This window comes from Sphingopyxis sp., from assembly GCF_965279725.1.
Taxonomy (GTDB): domain Bacteria; phylum Pseudomonadota; class Alphaproteobacteria; order Sphingomonadales; family Sphingomonadaceae; genus Sphingopyxis.
Genome location: NZ_CBDIIL010000003.1, coordinates 438281 through 459253 on the forward strand (window position 1 = coordinate 438281; position 20973 = coordinate 459253).

The following is a 20973-nucleotide window of genomic DNA, read 5'->3' on the forward strand; positions in this document are numbered from 1 at the left end:
TCCATGACTTTGATTGAAATTGCCGCGTTGTTCGAAGCACACAAGGTTTCGGTTATCGACGCCACCGGCCTCAGCAAGGATGCCCTGCACATCTACTTCGGGCTTATGCTGTTTCTTACCGTCCGGCTGGTCTGGCGTCGGCGCGGCGGATGGGTGGTCGCATGGCTGGCGGTCCTTGCCATGGCATGCGGCGGCGAATGGCTCGACATGACGGCCGAAGTCGGCCGATCCGCGATTCAGCCCGATGCCGCACATTGGCACGACATCTGGAACACGATGTTCTGGCCGACGGTGCTGCTGTTTATCGGGCGCTGGCTCCAGCCCGACCCGGCCAGCAGCGCACCGATCGAAATGTCAGGCGAGGACGCCGAGCGCCGCCTCGAACAGGCGTAGCCCGTCGGTGCCACCGTGGGCGCGGTCGATCGCGCGTTCGGGGTGCGGCATCATGCCGAGCACATTGCCGGCATCGTTCAGCACCCCGGCAATGTCGCGCGCCGAGCCATTGACTCTGTCGGCATAGCGAAACGCAACGCGCCCTTCACCCTCGATCCGGTCGAGCGTTTCGGCGTCGGCGAAATAATTGCCGTCGTGGTGCGCGACCGGGACGTTGACCATCTCGCCCGCGCTATAAGCGGCAGTGAATAGCGACTGGCTGTTCTCGACCTTGAGCGGCACCGTGCGGCAAACAAAGTTCAGCCCGGCGTTGCGCATCAGCGCGCCGGGGAGCAGCTGCGCTTCGGTCAGCACCTGAAACCCGTTGCAAACGCCGAGCACCGGCACCCCGCGACCCGCGGCATCGGCGACGCTGCGCAGGATCGGCGAGCGCGCGGCCATCGCGCCAGAGCGCAGGTAATCGCCATAGGAAAAGCCGCCGGGCAGCGCGATGAAGTCGATACCATCGGGAAGTTCGGTCTCGCGGTGCCACACCATCGCGGGCTTGCGACCGGTAACCTGTTCCAGCGCGACCGCCATGTCGCGGTCGCAGTTGGAGCCCGGAAAGACGATGACGGCAGTCTTCATGGTCGCAGCTCCTGTTAGGGGCGTTCGATACGGTAGTTTTCGATCACCGTGTTGGCGAGCAGCTTGGCACACATCGCATCGAGATCGTCATCGGCGACATCATCAGCGACGTCGAGTTCGATGAAACGGCCCGCGCGCACGTCGGTGACACCAGCGAATCCCAAGCCCTCGAGCGCATGATGGATCGCCTTGCCCTGTGGGTCGAGAACCCCCGGCTTAAGCGTCACATAGACATTCACTTTCATGGGCGCGGACCTTTGCAAGCGGGGTGCGGGAGGATGGGCGCGCCTATGCCCGCGAATCACTTTCGGGGCAAGGGGCGGCGGGCCGTCAAACCGGTGAAATTTGCCGCTGTTCGGACTGCGAACCAGTCGCATCTTTCCTGTTGCGAATCCCTCGCACTATCCCTACATCGGTCTTGTTGAGAAGGATTCGCACATGGTCGTCTGTGTCTGCAACGCAATAAGAGAAAGCCAGCTGCGCGATGTCGCACGGACGGGCCAATTGCGCTGTGCCAAGGCCGCGTACGCGCAACTGGGTCGCAAACCCAAGTGCGGACAATGCCTGCCTTTCGCTCGCAATATCATCAGCGACGTCGCCGCGACCGCCTGATTTTTCTTGGATTTTCGCCATTTTTGACCTTGGCCGCTATGGGTCGGGGCGGGTATACTGGCGTCCACCCCACCCAAGATAGAATGACAGGACAGACACCATGAAGGGCGACGAAAAGGTCATCGATTTTCTGAACGAGGCGCTCAAGAACGAGCTGACCGCGATCAACCAATATTGGCTGCATTATCGCATGCTCGACAATTGGGGCGTCGCACGCCTTGCCGCGTTCGAACGCGAAGAGTCGATCGACGAGATGAAGCACGCCGATCAGCTGGCCGACCGCATCCTTTTCCTGGGCGGCCTGCCCAATTTCCAGATGCTCGGTCGCCTGCGTGTCGGCGAGACCGTCGAGGAAATCCTGAAAGCCGACCTCGCGCTCGAGGAGGAAGCGATCCCGCTGCTCAAGGATGCTGTCGCACACAGCGAGAGCGTGCGCGACTATGTCAGCCGCGACCTGTTCGGATCGATCCTGGCCAGCGAAGAGCATCATGTCGATGAACTGGAAAAGCAATTCGAGATGATCGAGCGGATGGGGATTGAGAATTACATCCAGCTGCAGTCGAAGCCCGCGGGCGACGATTGAAGAATCTTCGCCCTCTCCTTCAGGGGAGGGCAGCGAGACTTGCCAGCTTGCTGGCTTAGTCGCAGCGGGTGGGGGCCATCGGCCCTGCGCAAGGCCGATGGCCCCCACCCCGTTCGACTAGAGGCCCCGCAAGAGCCGGACCGAGTCTCAATGCCCCTCCCCTAAAGGAGAAGGAACCGACCATTTTTCCAGGGGCGCTTTCGGGCGCCTCTTTTTTCGCTTGTATTTGCGAATAATTCTCAATAGCACGGTGGGGCAGTCCCCTCCTGCCGGCCGCACCAAATTTAGAGCGATGCTCTAAAGCGGCCGGCATCTTTTTCCAAAAGGAGGAAGCGGACGGACTGCGTGGGCCGGGAGACGAAAGAACCATGCAAAGCAGCACGCTGATCCGCCAACTCACAGAACAGCCGCTGGTGCGCGACCTTTCGGTCGAAGCGGCGCAGGTCGTTCTGGCGCTCAGATATTGCATCCTCTGCCGCCGCAGCGAGCGCGACCCGATGCCCGAACTCGAACGACGCTGGGGCAATATCCTCGCCGCGCGGCGCTATCGTCTCGTGGTCGAGGCGATCGGCCACAGCTGGCCCGATCCCTTTGCTGTCGCCCCGCCGTGCTGCCCACGCGTCAGTTTCGACGAAGCGCTGCTTGCGGCGACGGTCGGTGCCGCGTCACGCCGCGATCGCGCGCAATTCGACTGGCTGACCGCCGAGATGCTGGGCAGCGACGCGCGCGAGATGCTGTTCGTTGCGCTGGAAAACTTCCTCCGCGCGCGGACGCCGGGGCGGCTTTAGAGCCGCAGAGCAAGTCGGCACGCATGCCCGCTTAAGGTTGATTGCGGAATGTCGGATTAGAAAATCAGATGACCAACGCGGACGCTACATTTTGTTTGGGCCGACAAGATCCAGCCATTCAGCTTGATTTCTCGGCTGCTCCGCCATCGCCGGAACGCCGTCCGGGATCATAATCCACGACTGCTTACTATCGACCCACAAATGGGCGGCCAAAACGACCTCTGAACTTCGATCCAGTGTTCCGCAACGCAAAGAGGCAAAGCCGGGCCGCGTGTCGTTTTCGGCGAACACCCGCACTTTACATTTTGCGCAGCCCCAGATTGTTGAAATGGCGCCGCTCGGCTGTTGATAAGAACCGGTGTCAAGCTCGCCTTTGATTTCCAAATCCAGTCTTGCAAACAGCATATGTTCGCTAAACGCGCTGCCCGTGCGCGACTGACAATCGGTGCAATGACAGGCGTAAGGGCGGAACCGAAAACCGTCTCGCAGAGTGTAGCTTACGGCCCCGCATACGCACCGTCCCGTCAACTCGCCTTCCATTGATCATCTCCCGTGTCGGCCTCGATCGAAGCTTAGCAAAAGCCGATACGCCTACAATCGGTCGATTTGCCGCTGCGAACCCTATTTCCCCGCCTTGTCGCTTACGGCCTTGATCACGAGCGCCTTGTCGTCGAGCAGATAGCGCCGCGCCAGTGCCTGCAGGTCGGCGGGAGTCGCAGCCTCGACTTCTCCGATCCCTTTGCGGCTGCGGTCGAGACGATCGGCATGGGTCGTCGCCTCGGCGACGTAGTTCAGCCAATAGGCATTTTCGCGCCGCGACTTGGTCATCGCCTCGACCAGCGGCTTGCGGGCGCGGTCGAGCAGGTCGGGGTCGACGGGCGCATCGCGCAGTTCCTTGGCGATCGCGAAGATCGCGGCGCGCGTCGTCGCCAGATGTTTATAATCGACATTGCTGGCGGCGAAGAGGTGGCCATAGCCGGGAAACTCGTCCGACAGGCTGGCAGCTGCGCCGGGGCTATAGCTTTCGCCCAATTTCTCGCGCAGCTCCTCGGTCAGCTTGAGCTGCATCACCCGCGACAACAGGTTGAGCCGCATCGCCTCGCTCAGATCGCTATCGTCGCGCGCCGGCCAATAGACGCGGACTTCGGCTTGCTCGGCCGGCCCCTTGTGGATCAGGGTGCGCTCGCTGCGATCGGTGGCGAACTGACGCATGCGCGCGTCGGCCCGCGGGTCGAACGCAGCGTGGCGGTCGGGTAGCGCGCCAAAAGTTGCGGCAATCGCGTCGATCGCCGCCTGTTCGTCGATGTCGCCGACGACGCCGATCTCGATTGCGCCATGCGCGAAGCTGTCGGCAATCACCGGCTTCAGCTGCGCCCAGTCGAGCGCCATCAGCTTGTCGAGCGGCGGCGTCTGCGAGCGCGGGTCGTCATTAGCCAGAATGCCACCGGCATCGCGTCCCAGCACCGCCGCCGGGGTCGCATCGTTCGCGGCATATTGCTGCGGCAGCACCCGGCGGATCAGCGCAAGGCCATCGGGGCGGTATCCCGGGTGGGTCAGATAGGCCGCCATCAACTTGGCCTGCAGCCCAAAATCCTCGGGCGAAGTCACCGCGCTACCCCCAAAGGAATCGGTGGCATTGCCAAAGGCCGGGCTTATCGTCTTGCCCGCCAGGATCGAACGCAATTCATCCAGACTATGCGCCTCAAGCCCACCTAGCACCAGCGAGCCCGCCAGCGACACCTTGGTCGGATCGTCGCGCGTCGCGAGCAGATTGCCGCCATCGACGCGCAGCGACAGCATGACCTTGTCCTTCTGGAAATCGGTCTTCTTGATATTGAGCATCACATTATTGGCAAAGCGGATGCGGCGGATGCCGAGATCCTCGACGCGGGTGTCGCCGACCACTTTGCCCGGCGTCCTGAAGCTGTCGTAAGCAAAGGCCGCATTGGCCGCTTCAGTCGGCGCCGCGACCGGCACCTGCATCGATGCCCGCAGCGCTGCGAGGATCGCGTCGGTGCCGCCCTCGACCGGCTTTTTCACCGCGACGCGCGCGAGCGGGGCGCTGAAGCCGGACATGCGCTGGCGGAAGGCGGCGGTCACGGCGGCCGCGTTCAGCGACGGTGCTGCTGCCTCGAACAACGCCTGCGACGTTTCGGGTCGGACAAAGACAAAATCTCCCTCGGCGGCCGAAATCAGCGCGTCGGCCAGCCCGTCGCTACGCCGCGTTGTCACGCCGGAAACCGCATTTTTGAGCGCGGTGCGGCGGTTCGCCAGCTGTTCGTCAACCTCGGCCTGGGTGAAGCCATGTTCGATCGCGCGACGCTGTTCCTGTTCGATCAGCGCCAGCGCGTCTTTCCAGGCGCCTTCCTTTGCAATCGCGCCGACGGTGACCTGTTCGAATTTCTTCCAGCCCGCGGCTTCACCGAAATAGCCGGTGAGAATCGGTGAATCCTCGTTCAGCGCGATCTTGGCCAAGCGGCGGCTGAAGATCGCCTCGCCGATATCTTCGGCGAGGTCGCTTGATCTTTGGGCCTTGGTGTCGGCTTTCTGGACCCATGGCTTGAAGGCGGCAATGGTCACCGAATCCTGAATCGCGGGATCGACGAAATCGTCGGCCGCGGCGGCACGGGCATAATCGACATTGCCGATCTCGGAATCGGCGCCCGCGGGGCCGCGTCCCTTCCAGTCCGAAAAGCGCGCCTTGATCTTCGCCTCGATCGCGGCGGGATCGAAATCGCCGACCAGCACCAGCGTCGCGCGCTCGGGCCGGTAATAACGGTCATACAGATCGCGCAGGCGCGCGGCCGGGGCGGTCTTGATCACCTCTTCGGTACCGACCGGGATGCGGTTCGCGACCGTCATCCCTTTCATCTGGAAGTCGAGCTGGTCGATCAGGCTACGCAACTGATACGTATCACGCGCGCGGCGTTCGGACAGGATGATGCCGCGCTCGCGGTCGACCGCGGCGGGATCGATGGTGAGTTCGCCGCCCGTTTCGCGCATCAGCATCAGTCCGGTGTCGATCAGATCGTCGGAGGCATTGGGCAGGTCGAGCTGATAGACCGTCTGGTCGAAGCCGGTCGACGCATTGGTGTCGGCACCGAACGCCAGCCCCTTGCGTTCGAGCAGCTTGATCATCTCGCCCTCGGGCACATTGGTCGATCCGTTGAACGCCATATGTTCGAGGAAATGCGCCAACCCGCGCTGATCGTCGGCCTCGGCAAAGCTGCCGACGTCGAACCGCATCCGCAGGACCACGCTGTCCTTGGGCGTGCTATTTGCCAGCAACGCATATTTCATCCCGTTGGGCAGGATGCCGAAAACGATGTTGGGATCGACCGGCACGTCGCTGATGGCGAAGTTCCAAGCCTTTGCAGCATCGGTTTGCGGGTTTACGCCTGCCGCTGCAGCGGGGGCGGCCTCCTTGGCATAGACCGGCGCTGTGCTGGCGATGAGGAGAACGAAGGGCGAAAGGGCGGTCGAGGCGCGCCGGACAAGGCTTTTGATCATGGCGACCGGTGTGGTCACCGCCCTGCGGGCGGTCAAGCGATCGTCACGCGATCCGGGCAATGCTTTCGACAGACGACTTCGGTTCCCGATCAACCGCCTTGGCCGCATAGAGCGCTTTATCGGCGACTTCGAAGAGCTTGCGCGCCGTGGCGCCATGTTCGGGCCAGTTTGCGGTGCCGATGCTGGCGCCGACGCTGATCGGCCGGCCGCCGATGCGATAGGGCGCCGCGAGCGCCGCCAGGATATGGTCGGCAAGCGAGGTTTCGAGCAGCGGCGATCCGGCGTGCACGAGGATCGCAAATTCATCGCCCCCTTGCCGCGCGACGACGGCATGGTCGCCGCACGCCCGGCGCAGCCGCTGCGCGATCTCGCACAGCAACCCATCGCCGATCGCATGGCCGTGCTGGTCGTTGACCGGCTTGAACCCGTCGAGGTCGAGCAGCGCGATCCCGAAATGGCTGTTTGGGCGCGCTTCGGAGATTTCTTCGTCGAGCCGCATGTCGAATTCGCGGCGATTGGCGAGACCGGTCAGCGGATCGGTATGGGCAAGGTCGCGCATCTGGTGCTGAAGCTGCAACAGGTCGATCAGCTGGTCGTGCTGCTGCAGGATCATGCGGAGCAGAAAAAGCGTCGCGACGACTAGGCTGGTGCCCGCGGCGATTTCGGGCGGGTGACCCGACGTCAGCATCAGGATCGATATCGGAACCAATCCGATGATCAGATTGACGAAGGTCGCAAAACGGATCGACGACATGCAATAGGCTGTCGCGAGCGAACCCATCGCCATGATCATCGCATAATAGCTGTGCGTCGCGGGCGGCGCGGCGAGCCAGTTGACCACGGTCCAGACGCTACACATCGCGCCGGTTATGCCCGACAGCCACGTCGATTCCACAATCATCCGCCGCGCGCGGCGCAAGCTCATCCGGCGGCCGCGATTGTGCATCAGAAACAGGAAGCCGAGCAGGCCGACGATAGCGAGCGTCACCGGAAAGCCGATGCGGATGATCGGGTGCACCGTCTGCACCCCGGCGTAGATGGCAGTCGGCGTGGTCGCCGCCAGCATCAGAAAAAGCATCGGGGTCAGTGTTTCGATGCGATCGGCGCGCAGCAACGCAATGTCATCCCGAATTGCCTTCGGAATGGGCGGAAAGAAGCGCTTGCGCAGCCAGTGTGAGACCCCCGTCATAACAGCGGGATAGCAACCCCGGGTAAAGCATCGGTTAAGGATCGAAACCGGGCCTTATCATTTCCCTAAGCAGCATCCGGTATCGACTGCCTTGCGAAATATTAACCATGTTTAGCGATAGCGGCGACCGATTTTACCGCGCCCGCCAGGAGCAAGCCATGTCCCATCCGATGCCGCCGCTCATGCCATCCACCACCGCCCCCGCCGTTCCCATGCCATCGGCGAACCCGACACTGCCCCAGCAGGACACGGCCGCTGCGCAAGCCGCGCGCGCCGCGCAGTTGAACGCGACGCAGGCGGTGTATGTCTGGGACACCAATGTACCATCCCTGCCCGGGGTACCGCTCGCCAGCGACGTGCCAAAGAATGACGAGCCGACGATCGCCTGGTTCACGATCCTGATTGGGGTCGGGCTCGACATCGTGCGCAACGCGCTGACGGTGAAGCTTGGCGGGGTCGATAAAGGCGAGCTCGACAGCCCGCGCACCCAATATGAAGCCGCGCTGGTCGAATGCGATGCGATCGAAGCCTCGACGGCCAAGATCGCGGCCGAGCATGGCGTCCACACCGGCGGCAATATCTTTGAACGCATCGCCGGCGACGTTGAGAATGCCGTCGCGGCCGCCGAGCGCGATGTCCATGTCGCGCTGCTGAAAGGCTATAAAGAGCGGCTGGAGGATCTGATGAAGGTCGACGAGGCCGCGGGGCTTGGCAGCAAGACGCCGCGCAGCATAGAGGCGTATCGCGCGCTGTTTGCGACGCTCCCCGTTCCGGGGGTCAGCTATATGTTTCAGGACGACAGCGAGTTCGCGCGGCTGCGCGTGCAAGGGCCGAATTGCATGCTGATCGCCGCAGTCGGCGATGCCCTGCCCGCCAATTTTCCGCTGTCCGAGGCGAAATATCAGGCGGTGGTGAACGGCGACACACTGACCGCCGCACTGACCGACGGGCGCCTGTTCCTGCTTGATTATCAGCCACTCGCTATCCTCGACCCTGGCACCTATGGCGGCCAGGCCAAATATGTCTGGCAGCCGATGGCGCTGTTCGCGGTGCCGCCGGGCGGTTCGGCGCTGATCCCGGTGGCGATCCAGTGCGGGCAGGAACCCGCCGATTATCCGATCTTCACCCCCTCCCCCAGCGCGGAGGAACAATGGGGCTGGGAAATGGCGAAGTTCGTCGTGCAGGTCGCCGACGGAAATTATCACGAGCTGTTCGCGCACCTCGCGCGCACGCATCTGGTAGTCGAGGCCTTTGCGGTCGCGACGCACCGCCATCTGGCCGAAGCCCATCCGGTCTGGGCGCTGCTCGTCCCGCATTTCGAGGGAACCTTGTTCATCAACGAGGCGGCCGCGACCTCGCTGATCGCCGCGGGCGGCCCGATCGATCATATTTTCGCCGGCACGATTACGTCGAGCCAACTCGCCGCGGTCGACGCGCGGTTGGCGTTCGATTTTTATGGCAAGATGCTCCCTGCGGACCTGTCTGCGCGCGGCGTAGGCGTGGATTCGACACTCGAGGATTATCCGTATCGCGACGACGCGCTGCTCGTGTGGAACACGATCCACGAATGGGCGCGGCAATATGTCGACCTCTATTATATGGGTGATGCCGATATTATGGGCGACACCGAGCTCACCGCATGGGCGACGTGCCTAGCGGGCGAGGCAAAGGTCAAGGGTTTCGGGCCCGTGATGACGCGCGCGCAGCTCGCCGAAATCTGCACGATGGTGATGTTCTCCGCGAGCGCGCAGCACGCCGCGGTCAACTTCCCGCAAAAGGACATCATGGCGTTCGCGCCCGCGGTCACCGGCGCCGGCTGGCAGGCGGCACCGATGGGGCAGCGCGGGCATGACAAGCCGAGTTGGCTCGCGATGATGCCGCCGATGGCACTCGCGCTCGAACAGCTCAATGTGCTCGAACTGCTGGGGTCGGTGCATTACCGCCCGCTCGGCGATTATCGCAGCAACGCCTTTCCCTATCCTTTGTGGTTTCAGGATCCCGCAGTGACGGGGGCCGAGGGGCCGCTGGCGTGGTTCCAGGCGGCGCTGACGGAGGTCGAGGCGGAGATTGCGGCGCGCAATGCCGAGCGGATGCAGCCCTACCCATATCTGCAGCCGAGCCTGATCCCGACCAGCATCAATATTTGATCAAAGGAGCGCAGACCAAATCCGTTCGTGTCGAGCGAAGTCGAGACACCCATCGGGATAGCGCAAGGCTGATGGGCATCTCGACTTCGCTCGATGCGAACGGGAAAGGTGCGCGTAGCTAACGCTCAGCTGCCCTTTTTCTTCCGGTGGCTCTCCAGGTCGAGCACGGCATTGTCGCCGCCCTCGGGCAGCAGGCCGAGCCGGCGCGCAACTTCCTGATAGGCTTCGACTTCGCCGCCGAGATCGCGGCGGAAACGGTCTTTGTCGAGCTTTTCGTTCGTCGTCATGTCCCACAGACGGCAGCCATCGGGACTGATCTCGTCGGCTAGGATGATGCGGCTGAAATCGCCGTCGTACAGCCGCCCGAATTCAAGCTTGAAGTCGACCAGCCGGATGCCGACCGCGGCGAACATGCCGCTCATGAAATCATTGATTCGGATCGCCATGTCCTGAATGTCGTGCAGCTCTTCCTGGCTGCACCAGCTGAAACAGGCGATATGTTCTTCGGCGACGAGCGGATCGCCGAGCGCGTCGTCCTTGTAGCAATATTCGATCAAGGTGCGGGGAAGCTGCGTCCCTTCCTCGATGCCGAGGCGTTTCGACAGCGTGCCCGCGGCGACATTGCGCACGATCACTTCGATCGGTACGATCTCGACCTGACGGATGAGCTGTTCGCGCATGTTGAGGCGGCGAATGAAATGGTGCGGCACGCCGATGTTGCCGAGCAGCGTGAACACATGCTCCGAAATCCGGTTGTTGAGCACGCCCTTGCCGCTGATCGTGCCCTTTTTCTGGGCGTTGAACGCGGTCGCATCATCCTTGAAATACTGGATCAGCGTACCCGGTTCGGGACCTTCATAGAGGATCTTCGCTTTGCCTTCGTAAATCTGGCGGCGACGGGACATGGCGTTCAAACTTTCTGTCGGACCCAAATGAATGACCCCGGCAAAGCGACTCACGAATGAGGCGCGCCGCCGGGGCGATGGGGCGCCTATAGCGGCAAAGCGCGGGCGCGTCATCCCCGGCATCGCGTGACTGCTTTACGCTTACGTCAACTAGAGCTTGCACTCCCCTGCCTCGCTTGCGACGATGCACGCAAACAAGGAGAGAGATGATGAGCTTTGACCAGATTCGCCTCGAAAAGCATGAGGGCATCGCGCTACTGACGCTCCACCGCCCCGACAAGATGAACGCTTTCACCACTCAGATGATGCAGGAAATCGTCGCGGCGCTCGATGAATGCGACGCCGACGACGGCGTCCGCGCGGTGATCTTTACCGGGTCAGGCGACCGCGCCTATTGCGCGGGGGCCGACCTGAGTGCCGGAGCAGCAACATTTGATTACGATAAGCGCACCGACAAACAAGTGCTGGTCGATGACAGCATCGCATCCAGTCCCGTCGCCGCAGACGGCACGATCGATTGGTCACACCCGCTGATCCGCGATTCGGGTGGGCGCGTGTCGATGCGCATCTGGGACTGCAAAAAGCCGGTGCTCGGCGCGATCAATGGCGCCGCGGTCGGCATCGGCGCGACGATGACGCTGTCGATGGACGCGCGGCTGGCCAGCGAGACGGCGCGTTATGGCTTTGTGTTCGCGCGGCGCGGCATCGTGCCCGAGGCAGCATCGAGCTGGTTCCTGCCGCGGCTGGTCGGCATCCAGAACGCCGTCGACTGGTGCTACTCGGGACGGCTGATCGACGCCGCCGAAGCGCATGACAAAGGCTTGGTCCAGTCGGTTCACAAACCCGGCGACCTGGTCGACGCCGCGATCGCCAAGGCGCGCGAGCTGACCGATCACAGCGCCCCGGTATCGGTGGCGCTGACCCGCCACATGCTGTGGCGGATGCTGGGAGCGCCGCACCCGATGAGCGCCCACCGCTGGGACAGCCGCGCGATCTTTGCGCGCGGGCGCAGCGCCGACGCCGCCGAAGGGGTGTCGAGCTTCCTGGAGAAGCGCCCCGCGAATTTCACCGTTAGCGTCGCGAACGACTATCCCTGGTTCGCCGAATTCGAGGATACGCCGCCGTACGGCTAGGCGACGTCATAAGCCCGCCGCCCGCGCGTCGCCGTCATGCTGTGCGTTTCTTTCAGTGCCGGGGTGTGACGGCGGATCGTCTCTAGATTGTGCCAGTTCGCGGTCACCCGTTGGTGGGTCATTTGCACCGACACATAACCGCGATCCTGCGTGTTCGCCCATGCCAGCTGCGACGAGGCAGCCCGCAGCGCGGACACGCGCGTCGCATCCGAGATACCGGTCGTATAGGTTTCGAAACCCGGCGAGGTGACGCTGTGACCGCCGATTTCGATCCCGGCGGGGCGTCCGTCGTGCGTCAGGTCGAAGGCCCAGGCATTGTGGCTGTCGCCCGACAACGTGACGAGATCGGCGTCGGCCTTTTGCGCCGCCGCGAGCAGGCGGTCGCGTGCCGCCGGATAGCCGTCCCAGCTGTCCATGTTGAGCGGCAGGCCGGCCTTGGCCGCGAGCTGCGACACCTCGACGCGGCGCTTCACATAATCGGGCTGGTCAGCCCCGAACCAGTTGCGCGATTCGGGCGGAGTGAACAGGCTACCCATAACGATCTGCTGCGCGCAGACCTGCCAGCGCGTCCCCGCCTTGGTCGACCGCGCAAAGCCGTCGAACAGCCACTTTTCCTGATCGGCACCCATCAATTGTCGGGCAGGATCACGATAGTCGGTCTCGGCGAATTGCTTCAACGTCGCAGCGACGTCGCGCTGGCCCTTCAATATGTCACCAAGCTCGAACGGCTTGTCGCGGGCGGTGATGCGCGTTTCGGGAAGGAAGATCGTCGCGAGGTCGCCGACCTGATAGTCGCGCCAGCGCGTTTCCGCGACAGGCATCCATTCGCCATGCGCCCGCTCCGCCGCAGCTTCGCGCGCGCGCCAGTCGCCCTCGCCTTCATTGTGGTTTTCGGCGCCGCCCTTCCACACATCGTTGGCGAACTCATGATCGTCCCATTGCGCAATCATCGGGAATAGCTGGTGCAGTCGTTGCAGATCGGGGTCGCTGCGATAGGCGGCGTAGCGCAGCCGATAATCGGCGAGTGCGACGATTTCCTGTGTCGGCTGAATATCGCGACCCGGCAGCGCATCTTTGAGCGAGGGATATTCGCCAGCCTGATATTCGTACAGATAATCGCCAACATGCGCGACAAGGTCGATGTCGTTGCGCGCCGCGGCATGCGCATAAGCGTTGAACCAGCCGAAGGGCAGGTTCGAGCAGGAAAAGAGCGCGATCGTGAAAGCGCTCGTCGGTCCCGCGGGCATCGTGCGGGTGCGGCCGGTCACCGACTTCGTCCCGTCGGCCGCGACGAAGCGATAGAAATACCAACGGCCGGGTTCGAGCCCGTCGATGGTGATCTTTGCCGTATGATCGCGCTCGCCCTGGGCGATCACGCTGCCGCCCCCGACGATCCGTGCGAAGTCGGCGCTGTCGGACAGCTCGACCGCCAATACGCTGTCATTGGCGGCCGCATAGCGCGTCCACAGCATCACCGAATTGGTCCCGGGCTCGCCGCTCGCGACACCATGGGTAAAGCCTTGCGCCATGTTCGCGAGCGCCGCGCCGGGCAGCGACAGCGCGGCGAGCCCCGCGGTTCCAAGCTTGATCAGCAGGCGCCGGTCCATTTCGCCCCAAAGCTGGTGCATCGCGTCTTCTCCCTGTTCGTCCGGCCGCGTCTTTGCCCGGCCATTGTTACGATTCGGCGCTACCCCATCACCCCGAGCGCGAGCAGCAGCAGCATGAAGGCGATGACCGCATACATACTGAAGAAAACGAGCAGGGTCGCGCGCACCAGCGCGCCGAAGCGCGATGAGCGATACGCGCCGCGCAGCTGGCGATACATGTGCAAAGGCACATAGAGCATCGCGAAGAAAGTCGCGAGCTCACCGAAGATCGTCAGGTTGAACAGCCGCACCACAACGAACAAGAGCAGCATGAAACTGATCGAATAGGTCACGAAGACGAAATGGTCGTAGGTGTGAAAGCGGCGGCTGAACGGAAACAGCAGCCACATGAAAGGCAGCGAGAGCGGGATCAGCGCCCAGGCGAATTTATACGCGTTCGCCTGCAATTTGTAGAGGATGAGCGCGGGGTTCGCGATCGCCTTCTCCAGCCCATGATCGATAAAGGGAACCCCGGTGTTCACCTTGGTGCGCGAGATAAATTCGACGCTGGTGATCATCTGTTTGGTCGGATCGTCGAGCACCGGTGGCCCCTTGGCGCGTTCTTCCTTACTCATCGCGCGCGCCACGCCGAGATAGCTGGCGCTCTTTCGCAGCGTCTCGCGCTCCGCCTCGAGCAGCCGCCGCTCGGCGACCTTCAAATTCTTGGTCGCGAGGCGCGCGTCGACGCGCTTCACCTCTTCCCCAAAGCTCTCTTCAAGCGCGTTCGAACGCGTCTGCGCGGCGGCGGCCTTGGCGATTTCCTCGCCGACCCCGCCGCCGCTGCCGACCATCGCCAGCACCGCATAAGTCAGGAAGACCGCGAACAGGAAGAGGGCGAGCGGCGAGACGAATCGCGCGCGTTCGCCGTGGATATAGCGACGCGTCAGATCGCCGGGGCGCCACGCCAGCATCGGCAGCGTGTTCCAGATCTTGCCTTCGAAATGGAATATCGCGTGAACCAGGTCATGGCCGATCGCGCCAAAGCTGCGATGGATATCGGCGCGCTGACCGCAATGCTGGCAGTGCGAGCCGACCAGGCTGGTGCCGCAATTCAGGCAGCGGCCGCCGACATCCGTGTCACCGTTGCCGCCGTGCCGCGGTTCGACCGCATGCCCTGCCAATCCGGCGGTCACCGCCGCCCCGATGCCTTCGATGTCCCCGCTCATGGCGCTCTGCCTAAAGGCGCATGAGACGCGGCGCAACGAGACTTTCGCGGCGCGCGCAAAGCATGATAGAGCGGCGCCATGAACGCCGAAGCCCTTTCCGCCCCGCCGATGCCCGGCGATGCCGCCGCCCTGATCGCCGACATGGGCGCGCGGGCGCGCGTCGCATCGAAATTGCTGGCTTTGACCGCGACGGCAGACAAGTCGGCAGGATTGGCGGCTGCGGCGGCGCAAATTCGCGCGCGATCGGCTGATATCCTTGCCGCCAATGCCGAAGACATGGCCGCTGGACAAACCCATGGCCTGTCGGGCGCCATGCTCGACCGGCTCCGGCTCGACGACGGGCGGCTTGCCGCTATTGCCGACGCGATCGACGCTGTCGCTGCGCTGCCCGATCCGTCTGGCGCCGAGATCGACCGTGTGACGCGGCCGAACGGGCTGGTGCTCAGCCGCGTGCGCGTACCGCTCGGCGTCGTCGCCATCATCTATGAAAGCCGCCCCAATGTGACCGCCGACGCGGCCGCGCTGGGACTGATGTCGGGCAATGCGGTGATCCTGCGCGGCGGCAGCGAGGCGGTGCATTCGAACCGCGCGATCCATGCCGCGTTCACGGCGGGGCTGGTCGAAACCGGCCTACCCGCCGACGCGGTGCAACTCGTCCCGACGCAGGATCGTGCCGCCGTGGGCGCGATGCTCCGCGCGCAGGGGCTGATCGACATCATCATCCCGCGCGGCGGCAAGGGCCTCGTCGCGCGCGTCCAGGACGAAGCGCGCGTGCCCGTGCTCGCGCATCTCGACGGGATCAACCATCTCTATATCGACGGCGCCGCCGATCCCGAAAAAGCCGTGGAACTCGCAGTTAACGCCAAGATGCGCCGCACCGGCGTGTGCGGCGCGACCGAGACGATCCTGATCGACCGCGACTATCCCGCGCCGCTCGCCATCGTTGACGCGCTGGTCAAGGCGGGCTGCGAAGTGCGCGGCGACAAGGGTATCGTAGCGCTGAGCCCGCATGTCGATCCGGCTTCGCCGGGCGACTGGGACACCGAATATCTCGACGCCATCGTCTCGATCGCGCTGGTCGACGGCCTCGCTGGCGCGCTCGCGCATATCGACGCGCATTCGAGCCGCCACACCGATGCGATCGTCACCGAAGACGCGGCGACGGCCGAACGCTTCCTGACCGGCGTCGACAGCGCGATCGTCATGCACAATGCCTCGACGCAATTCGCCGACGGCGGCGAATTCGGCCTCGGCGCCGAAATCGGCATCGCGACCGGCCGGTTGCACGCGCGCGGCCCGGTCGCGCTCGAAGGGCTGACGACATACAAATGGTTGGTGCGCGGTACGGGGCAGGTCCGCCGTTGAAAGCCGCCCCACGACCGCGAGGCAGAAAATGGCTTTGCTGGTTGGCGCTAGCCACGGTGATCGCTGCCACGCCCTTCCTGTGGTTGATCGTCCGCGACGCTGCCATGCTTCTGCGCGCCAGCGACGGTGAAAAGAAGGAAGAAGCGCAGTGGATTTTGGCCGAGCGCCTTGCCCAGACCATCGGTTATTCGGAAATCAGGTCGGACGCGCAAGCACCGATGTGGAGTACACGGAGCTTTGATCGGCACTGCTTCGTTATCGATGCTTCCACATTTCGCCCAAGCGACACGCCTGCCGTACAATCGTCGGGCAAAAGCTGGCATTGGGGCGAACTAAGTGACATATTCGGGAAGCATGAAATGCTGGCCGAACGCGAGGCATCTCAAATTTCCCAACACCAACTTCTTTCGAAAAACTTTTCGACAAGCGAGCTTGTGCTGTTCAATGCCTGCCTCTCGGCGACGCCGTTCGCACGTTGGTGCGAAGCGCAGATATCTGATCGCTTGGAAGACAAATACTACAAAAACCATCGTGAGGTTGTGACGTCCCTAGGCCTCGTTCTTCCGCTTGCGAGCGATCCCCGCCTTCCTTGTTTTACGATGCCAAGAGTGAGCAGACCTTGAGTCGCATCCGTCTGTGCAGCGACTGGCAAATCCGCCCATGATCCCCACCGGCCTTCTCGGCGGCAGCTTTAATCCCGCGCACGGCGGGCACCGCGCAATCAGCCTCAACGCCATCGACGCGCTCGGGCTCGACGAGCTGTGGTGGCTGGTGTCGCCGGGCAATCCGCTGAAGCCCAAGGCGGGCATGGCCCCCCTCCCCGCGCGACTCGGTTCGGCGCAGCGCATGGCGCGGCGGTCGCCGACTCGCGCGACCGCGATCGAGGCCGAACTCGGCACGCGATACACGATCGATACGCTTAAAAAACTCGTCCGCCGCTACCCCAACCGGCAGTTCATCTGGATCATGGGGGCCGATAATCTGGTCCAATTGCCCCAATGGCGCGACTGGCGGGGGATCGCCCGACTCATGCCGATTGCGGTTATCGCGCGTCCGGGCTATAATGATCGCGCCCACGCAAGACGTGCGATGGGTTGGCTTCGGCGCTTCGTCCGGCCCGTGGACCAGAAATTACATTGGACGGACTGGAGACCGCCCGCCCTCGTGTTCCTGCGATTTTCGCCCGATGTGCGATCCGCAACTGCGATACGGCAGGCCAACCCCCGCTGGTTCGAACGCTATGAAGGCCGCGCTTTGCGCGACCCGCTTACGCGTTCGCGGCTTGTGGACACGAACAGGAAAGGACGCATTTGATCTCCGCCACCCAGGATGCCGCCAATGGCGCTGCATCCGCAAACGATAACGTGGACGCCCTCCACGCCCTGATTCTCCACCAGCTGGATGAGGATCAGGCCCAGGAAACCATTTCCATCCCGCTTGCCGGTAAAAGCAGCATCGCCGACCATATGGTGATCGCGAGCGGCCGGTCGACGCGCCATGTCTCGGCCATTGCCGAAAAACTGGCCCAGCGGATCAAGCAGGAAGCGGGCCGCCAGGTTCGCGTCGAAGGACTGCCCAATGCCGATTGGGTGCTGCTCGATGCGGGCGATGTCATCGTCCATCTGTTCCGCCCCGAGGTACGCAGCTTTTACAACCTCGAGCGCATGTGGTCGTTCGGCGACGCACCGCCGGTCACCGCCGCAAATTAATGGCTCACGCCCGCTGATCCTGTAAGAGGGCGGGCATGTTGCTGCACATCATTGCGCGCGGGCGCATCGGGCGCGGGCCCGAGGCCGATCTGGTCGAGCGCTATATGAAGCGCGTGACCTGGGCGCAGAAAATCTCCGAGCTTCCGGACACAGGCGGTCGTTTGCCCGCGGCCGCCGACAACAGCCGCACGATCCTGCTCGATGAGGGCGGCGAGCAGATGTCGTCGGTCGAATTCGCCAAATTGCTGGAAAGCTGGCGCGATGGCGGGGTGCGTGAGGCGCGGTTCTGCCTCGGTGCCGCCGACGGCTTTACCCCCGAGGAACGCGAGGGCGCGGCAAAGGTCATCGCTTTTGGCCGCGCGACCTGGCCGCATTTGATGGCGCGCGCGATGCTGGCCGAACAATTGTGGCGCGCCACCAGCATCGTCGCGGGCCATCCCTATCATCGCGAGGGGCGCCAGTGAGACGTATGGCCACCGTGCTGGCCGTCGCCGGCCTGTTCGCCGGCGGCGCGCTGGCGCTCGCGCAGAGCGACATCTTCGATCCGCAGGCGATCGCCGCACGCGAGCGCGATCAATTGCTCGGCGCCAAGCAGCAATCTGCCGAAGCGATGGCGCGCAGCACCCGGCTGGAAGCGCAAGCCGCTGCCGCCAGCAACGAGGCCGACCGGCTGAAGAAACGCAGCGCCGCACTCGCCGCGCGCATCCAGTCGGCCGAGGCAGACATCAGCGCTGGCGAAGCGCGCGTCGCACTGGTCAGCCGCCGCCTCGCGGCGCGGCAGGCGCGGTTGGCAGAGCAGCGGCAGCCGCTTCTCGAACTCGCCGCCGCGCTCCAGCAACTCTCGCGCCAACCACCGGTCAGTGTGCTGGCCCAGCCCGGATCGCTCACCGACATGGTCCATGCGCGCGCCGTGATCGACGCCGCGATGCCGGTAATCGAGCGCCGTACCGCGGGTGTTCGTCGGGAATTGACGCTGCTGCAAACGACACAGCGCCAGCAAGCGGTCGCGCTGAAAGCCCTGGCTGCCAGCAAGACGCAGCTTGCCCAGCGGCGCAATTCCTTGACTCGGCTGGAAAATGAAGGTCGGCTGCGCTCGCGCGAGCTGATGAGCAGCGCGCAGCTCGAAGCTGATCGCGCCTTGGGATTGGGCGAAAAGGCGCGCGACATTGTCGAACTGATGGACGCGCTCGAGGCCGACGGCGCAGTACGCTCCGAACTGGCGGAGCTAGCCGGTCCGCTGCAGCGGCCGCGCAATCCTGCCGGCACGGTCACCGGCGCCGCCGCGCCTATCCCCGCCGCGACCGAATTGACCCGAGGCGCCTATCGCCTGCCGGTCGTCGGACGCATCGTCGCCGGATTGGGAGAGGTCAACGACAGCGGCGTTCGGTCGCGCGGGATCACGATCGCGGCGCGCCCGGGCGGACAGGTCGTAGCCCCGGCCCCGGGTCGGGTCAGTTTTGCCGGGGATTATCGCGGCTATGGCAAGATCATCATCGTCGATCATGGCGGCGGCTGGGTTTCGCTGCTGACCGGCATGATCGGATTGTCAGTCGGCGTCGGCGACACGCTGGACGGCGGCACCCCAGTGGGCCGTGCCGGGTCCGACGACAGCCGCATCACCATCGAACTGCGGCGTGCCGGACGCCCCGTCGATATTGTCGCGATGATCGGCTGACCCCTTCGTTAATCGCTCGTTCGGACGCTGTTCCGTATCGGGATGCGCCGCTTGACGCCCATGCAAATGCGTAGGAGGATGGCGCTCCGGGGTATATATGGCGGGAAATTCCGCCTGACTGAAAGATGCAGATGACCGACTCGATCAAAACGCCCGCGTCTCCCAAGCATCGCTTTGCGTTGTGGCAGGGCGCCGCCGCGCTCAGCACGCTCGCGCTGGTGCCGCTGGCGACCGGTGCGATGGCGACCGTCGACAGCAAGACGCAGGAAGAAATTTCGCGCTTCATGGACGTCTATCTCGAAGTGAAGTCCAATTATGTCGAACCGGTCGACGATTCCAAACTGATCGAGGGTGCGATCAACGGCATGCTCGCCAGCCTCGACCCGCATTCGGGTTATCTTGATTCGCGCGGCTTTTCGAACCTGCGCACCCAGACCGACGGTGAATATGGCGGGCTGGGTCTATCGGTGACAATGGAAGACGGCGTCGTGAAGGTGATCGCACCAACCGCCGACACCCCAGCTGACAAGGCCGGGATCAAGTCCGGCGACTATATTACCCACATCAACAAGGAACTGATCATCGGCCTGACGCTCGACGAGGCGGTCGAACAGATGCGCGGTCGCCCGGGTACCAAGATCGACGTCACGATCGTGCGCGAAGGTCAGGACAAGCCGATCGAAATGTCGCTGACCCGCGAGATCATCGACCTGAAGCCGGTGAAATGGGAAGTCAGCGGCGATGTCGGGGTGCTGACCGTCACCAGCTTCTCTGCCGACGCGACCACCGATCTGCGCGCCGCAATGCTGGCGGTCGAAAAATCGCTGGGCAAAAAACCGCGTGGCTGGATTCTCGATCTGCGCTCGAACCCCGGCGGGCTGCTCGACGAAGCGGTCGGGATCAGCGACCTGTTCCTCGAACGCGGCGAAATCGTGTCGCAGCGCGGCCGCCGCAAAGGCGACATCGAACGCTTTTTCGCCGAACCGGGCGACCTTGCGGGGGGCTCCCCGGTGGTCGTCCTGATCGATTCGGGTTCGGCCTCGGCCTCCGAAATCGTCGCCGGGGCGCTGCAGGACCAGCACCGCGCGGTCGTGATGGGCGAACGCAGTTTCGGCAAGGGATCGGTGCAAACGGTGCTGCCGCTGTCCGACACCACCGCACTGCGACTGACCACCGCGCGCTATTACACGCCGTCGGGCCGCAGTGTGCAGGAAGGCGGGATCGACCCCGATATTCGCGTCCCGCAGCTGTCCGATCCCGATTATGCGTCGCGGCCGAAATTCCGCGAAAGCGACCTGCGTCGGCATCTGGTCAACGAGAAAAAGGTCAATGACGGCCTGCTCGAAAAGGATGAAAAGGCCGATCCGCGCTTTACCGCGACTGCCGCCGACCTGAAAGCCAAGGGGATCGAGGATTTTCAGCTGCATTATGCGCTGCAGACGATCGGCCGCATCAGCCCGACGACCCCGCGCATGGCGCAGGGCAGCAAGCCGACCGCCAAGCCGACCGCACGCAATTAAGGGTC

Annotated in this window: 21 protein-coding genes; 13 read left to right on the forward strand and 8 right to left on the reverse strand. The window is 63.7% G+C overall.

Annotated elements, in window-relative coordinates; all coding sequences use genetic code 11:
• The first annotated feature begins 3 nt into the window (after window positions 1–3).
• Window positions 4–393, forward strand: coding sequence for a hypothetical protein (locus ACQY6T_RS10945; RefSeq protein ID WP_428630818.1), 390 nt, complete (start codon window positions 4–6; stop codon window positions 391–393).
• Here ACQY6T_RS10945 and purQ read toward each other — a convergent pair.
• Window positions 355–1020, reverse strand: coding sequence for a phosphoribosylformylglycinamidine synthase subunit PurQ (gene purQ, locus ACQY6T_RS10950; RefSeq protein ID WP_428630819.1), 666 nt, complete (start codon window positions 1018–1020; stop codon window positions 355–357). The genes ACQY6T_RS10945 and purQ overlap by 39 nt on opposite strands.
• Before the next feature lie 14 nt (window positions 1021–1034).
• Window positions 1035–1265 (reverse strand): phosphoribosylformylglycinamidine synthase subunit PurS, encoded by a 231-nt coding sequence (purS, locus tag ACQY6T_RS10955; protein ID WP_428630820.1) that lies wholly within the window; start codon window positions 1263–1265, stop codon window positions 1035–1037.
• Between the two features lie 193 nt (window positions 1266–1458).
• Here purS and ACQY6T_RS10960 point away from each other — a divergent pair, with 193 nt between their 5' ends.
• The 3 genes from ACQY6T_RS10960 (at window position 1459) to ACQY6T_RS10970 (ending at window position 3003) form a co-directional block, all read left to right on the forward strand.
• A complete protein-coding gene (locus tag ACQY6T_RS10960) occupies window positions 1459–1632 on the forward strand; it encodes a (2Fe-2S)-binding protein (RefSeq protein ID WP_088442455.1) in 174 nt (57 codons plus the stop codon).
• 100 nt (window positions 1633–1732) lie between these two features.
• Window positions 1733–2215: a bacterioferritin gene (gene bfr / locus ACQY6T_RS10965; RefSeq protein WP_428630821.1), complete on the forward strand. Its 483-nt coding sequence runs from the start codon at window positions 1733–1735 to the stop codon at window positions 2213–2215.
• Between the two features lie 368 nt (window positions 2216–2583).
• Window positions 2584–3003, forward strand: coding sequence for an addiction module antidote protein (locus ACQY6T_RS10970; protein ID WP_428630822.1), 420 nt, complete (start codon window positions 2584–2586; stop codon window positions 3001–3003).
• A gap of 84 nt (window positions 3004–3087) precedes the next feature.
• On the opposite strand, the gene ACQY6T_RS10975 is transcribed toward ACQY6T_RS10970, so the two are convergent.
• The 3 genes from ACQY6T_RS10975 to ACQY6T_RS10985 form a co-directional block, all read right to left on the reverse strand.
• On the reverse strand, window positions 3088–3543 hold the full coding sequence (locus ACQY6T_RS10975; RefSeq protein ID WP_428630823.1) for a GFA family protein: 456 nt from the start codon (window positions 3541–3543) through the stop codon (window positions 3088–3090).
• 81 nt (window positions 3544–3624) lie between these two features.
• Window positions 3625–6513: a M16 family metallopeptidase gene (locus ACQY6T_RS10980; RefSeq protein ID WP_428630824.1), complete on the reverse strand. Its 2889-nt coding sequence runs from the start codon at window positions 6511–6513 to the stop codon at window positions 3625–3627.
• 43 nt (window positions 6514–6556) lie between these two features.
• The gene (locus ACQY6T_RS10985) at window positions 6557–7702 is read right to left on the reverse strand and encodes a diguanylate cyclase domain-containing protein (RefSeq protein ID WP_428630825.1); all 1146 of its coding nucleotides are present in this window, start codon (window positions 7700–7702) and stop codon (window positions 6557–6559) included.
• A gap of 158 nt (window positions 7703–7860) precedes the next feature.
• Here ACQY6T_RS10985 and ACQY6T_RS10990 point away from each other — a divergent pair, with 158 nt between their 5' ends.
• Window positions 7861–9849: a lipoxygenase family protein gene (locus ACQY6T_RS10990; protein WP_428630826.1), complete on the forward strand. Its 1989-nt coding sequence runs from the start codon at window positions 7861–7863 to the stop codon at window positions 9847–9849.
• 125 nt (window positions 9850–9974) lie between these two features.
• Here the strand turns inward: ACQY6T_RS10990 and purC are convergent, their stop codons facing one another.
• Window positions 9975–10754: a phosphoribosylaminoimidazolesuccinocarboxamide synthase gene (gene purC / locus ACQY6T_RS10995; RefSeq protein ID WP_428632631.1), complete on the reverse strand. Its 780-nt coding sequence runs from the start codon at window positions 10752–10754 to the stop codon at window positions 9975–9977.
• 209 nt (window positions 10755–10963) lie between these two features.
• Here purC and ACQY6T_RS11000 point away from each other — a divergent pair, with 209 nt between their 5' ends.
• Window positions 10964–11887: a crotonase/enoyl-CoA hydratase family protein gene (locus tag ACQY6T_RS11000; RefSeq protein WP_428630827.1), complete on the forward strand. Its 924-nt coding sequence runs from the start codon at window positions 10964–10966 to the stop codon at window positions 11885–11887.
• Here ACQY6T_RS11000 and ACQY6T_RS11005 read toward each other — a convergent pair.
• Window positions 11884–13515: an alkaline phosphatase D family protein gene (locus ACQY6T_RS11005; RefSeq protein ID WP_428630828.1), complete on the reverse strand. Its 1632-nt coding sequence runs from the start codon at window positions 13513–13515 to the stop codon at window positions 11884–11886. The genes ACQY6T_RS11000 and ACQY6T_RS11005 overlap by 4 nt on opposite strands.
• A gap of 59 nt (window positions 13516–13574) precedes the next feature.
• Window positions 13575–14699 carry a DUF3667 domain-containing protein gene (locus ACQY6T_RS11010; RefSeq protein WP_428630829.1) on the reverse strand — a complete coding sequence of 375 codons (1125 nt, stop codon included), beginning with the start codon at window positions 14697–14699 and terminating at the stop codon, window positions 13575–13577.
• Window positions 14700–14777: 78 nt separating this feature from the next.
• Here ACQY6T_RS11010 and ACQY6T_RS11015 point away from each other — a divergent pair, with 78 nt between their 5' ends.
• The 7 genes from ACQY6T_RS11015 (at window position 14778) to ACQY6T_RS11045 (ending at window position 20968) form a co-directional block, all read left to right on the forward strand.
• On the forward strand, window positions 14778–16064 hold the full coding sequence (locus ACQY6T_RS11015) for a glutamate-5-semialdehyde dehydrogenase (RefSeq protein ID WP_428630830.1): 1287 nt from the start codon (window positions 14778–14780) through the stop codon (window positions 16062–16064).
• A 56-nt stretch (window positions 16065–16120) separates the two neighbouring features.
• Window positions 16121–16687, forward strand: coding sequence for a hypothetical protein (locus ACQY6T_RS11020; protein WP_428630831.1), 567 nt, complete (start codon window positions 16121–16123; stop codon window positions 16685–16687).
• Between the two features lie 37 nt (window positions 16688–16724).
• Window positions 16725–17378: a nicotinate-nucleotide adenylyltransferase gene (locus ACQY6T_RS11025; protein WP_428630832.1), complete on the forward strand. Its 654-nt coding sequence runs from the start codon at window positions 16725–16727 to the stop codon at window positions 17376–17378.
• A complete protein-coding gene (gene rsfS / locus ACQY6T_RS11030) occupies window positions 17375–17773 on the forward strand; it encodes a ribosome silencing factor (protein WP_428630833.1) in 399 nt (132 codons plus the stop codon). Before ACQY6T_RS11025 ends, rsfS begins: the two co-directional genes overlap by 4 nt.
• A 35-nt stretch (window positions 17774–17808) precedes the next feature.
• Window positions 17809–18237, forward strand: coding sequence for a 23S rRNA (pseudouridine(1915)-N(3))-methyltransferase RlmH (locus ACQY6T_RS11035; protein WP_428630834.1), 429 nt, complete (start codon window positions 17809–17811; stop codon window positions 18235–18237).
• Window positions 18238–18242: 5 nt separating this feature from the next.
• Complete coding sequence (locus ACQY6T_RS11040; RefSeq protein WP_428632633.1) at window positions 18243–19448, forward strand: murein hydrolase activator EnvC family protein; 1206 nt, start codon at window positions 18243–18245, stop codon at window positions 19446–19448.
• 131 nt (window positions 19449–19579) lie between these two features.
• Window positions 19580–20968, forward strand: coding sequence for a S41 family peptidase (locus tag ACQY6T_RS11045; RefSeq protein ID WP_428632636.1), 1389 nt, complete (start codon window positions 19580–19582; stop codon window positions 20966–20968).
• The last annotated feature ends 5 nt before the right edge of the window (window positions 20969–20973 follow it).